This is a genomic window from Mesorhizobium sp. B1-1-5, assembly GCF_006443065.1.
Classification (GTDB): domain Bacteria; phylum Pseudomonadota; class Alphaproteobacteria; order Rhizobiales; family Rhizobiaceae; genus Mesorhizobium.
On record NZ_VFWS01000370.1, the window covers coordinates 1 to 1450 of the forward strand.

Genomic DNA, 1450 nt, shown 5'->3' on the forward strand with positions numbered 1-1450 from the left:
TCACCGACACCGACGGCGCCTGCCGGCTGCTGGCGGGCGAGAGCGTCGCCGTCTGGCAGGTCGAGGGCTCGGTGCCGCTGCGCTTCAGCTTTGAAAACGCGGCCAGGCTATACAGCGAGCTTTGAGGCAATGCCTTCCGAAACCGTGGGCAGCACTGAAATGACCGGTCGCAGCAAATACGCGACGCGGCTCGACCCTGCGCTGTGGGCCTATATAGACGGCATCAACGCCTGGTATCCGCCCGAGACGATCGACCTGCCGATCGCCAAGCAGCGTGCGATCTATGACAGGATGTGCCGGGCGCTTCGCCAGCCCTATCCGCCGGGGGTGACGGCGAGCGACGACCTCATCGCCGCCCCCGGCCGGAACATCGCGGTGCGGCACTACGGGATGGCAGGCACGGCCGCGCGGGCCACGGTGCTTTATTACCATGGCGGCGGCTTCATCCTGGGCGGGCTCGACAGCCATGACGACATCTGCGCCGAGATCTGCGCCGGCACCGGCTTTGCCGTGCTCTCGGTCGACTATCGGCTGGCGCCCGAACATCTCCACCCCGCCGCCTTCGACGACGCTCTGGCCGCCTTCGAATGGGCGGCGGCTAGAGCGAACGGGCCACTGCTGCTGTCCGGCGAGAGCGCCGGCGGCAATCTGGCGGCGGCGGTCAGTCACGCGACGCGCGCTCGCGCGAAGAGGCCGACCGGCCAGGTGCTGATCTATCCCGGCCTCGGCGGCGACGAGACTGCCCGCTCCTACATCGAGCATGCCGAGGCGCCGCTTCTGTCGACCGGCGACGTCGCTTTCTACCGCCACGTCCGCTCGGCCAAGAGACAGGCGCCGGACGATCCGACCTTCTCGCCGCTGCGCGCCGCCGACTTCTCCGGCCTGCCGCCCACCATTGTCGTTACCGCCGAGTGCGATCCGCTGTCGTCGGACGGCGAGGCCTATCGCGACCGCATCGTGGCGGGCGGCGGGCGGGCCACTTGGTTCGAGGAAAAAGGGCTTGTGCACGGCTATCTCAGGGCGAGGCACACGGTCGGCCGCGCCCGCGCCAGCTTTACCCGCATCGTCGAGGCGGTGTCGGCGCTCGGCAAAAGCGAGTGGATCTGGTGAGGGCCTCCTCGCATGACAATCGACAGAAGATGATCAACCCAGCGACTGCCAAGCCGTTCGGCGCTCAGCCTACCGAACGAGCCGCCGCCCGGCCGGCGCTGCGGCCGGAGAAGATACAGCCGCCCAGGAACGTGCCTTCGAGCGCCGCATAGCCATGCACGCCGCCGCCGCCGAAACCGGCGGCTTCGCCGACCGCATAGAGGCCCTGAACCGGCTCGCCATCGCTCCCCAGCACGCGGCTTTCGAGATCGGTCTGCAGGCCACCCAGCGTCTTGCGGGTCAGGATGTTGAGGCGAACCGCGATCAGCGGGCCGTTCGCCGGATCGAGCATCTTGTGCGG

The 1450-nt window shown here is 68.8% G+C and carries 2 protein-coding genes and 1 pseudogene; 2 read left to right on the forward strand and 1 reads right to left on the reverse strand.

From position 1 onward, the window contains the following. Positions 1-125 (forward strand): annotated as a pseudogene (locus tag FJ980_RS35635) (isochorismatase); the annotation flags it as partial. Between the two features lie 34 nt (positions 126-159). After that, positions 160-1110 carry an alpha/beta hydrolase gene (locus FJ980_RS31450; protein ID WP_140547418.1) on the forward strand — a complete coding sequence of 317 codons (951 nt, stop codon included), beginning with the start codon at positions 160-162 and terminating at the stop codon, positions 1108-1110. Positions 1111-1174: 64 nt separating this feature from the next. Here FJ980_RS31450 and FJ980_RS31455 read toward each other — a convergent pair. Further along, the coding region (locus tag FJ980_RS31455; RefSeq protein WP_140547419.1) for an FAD-binding protein at positions 1175-1450 on the reverse strand (276 nt) is incomplete at its 5' end.

Coding starts and splice junctions, on each gene's coding strand:
- FJ980_RS31450 (WP_140547418.1), top strand. CDS start 160: ATGACCGGTCGCAGCAAATACGCGACGCGGCTCGACCCTGCGCTGTGG.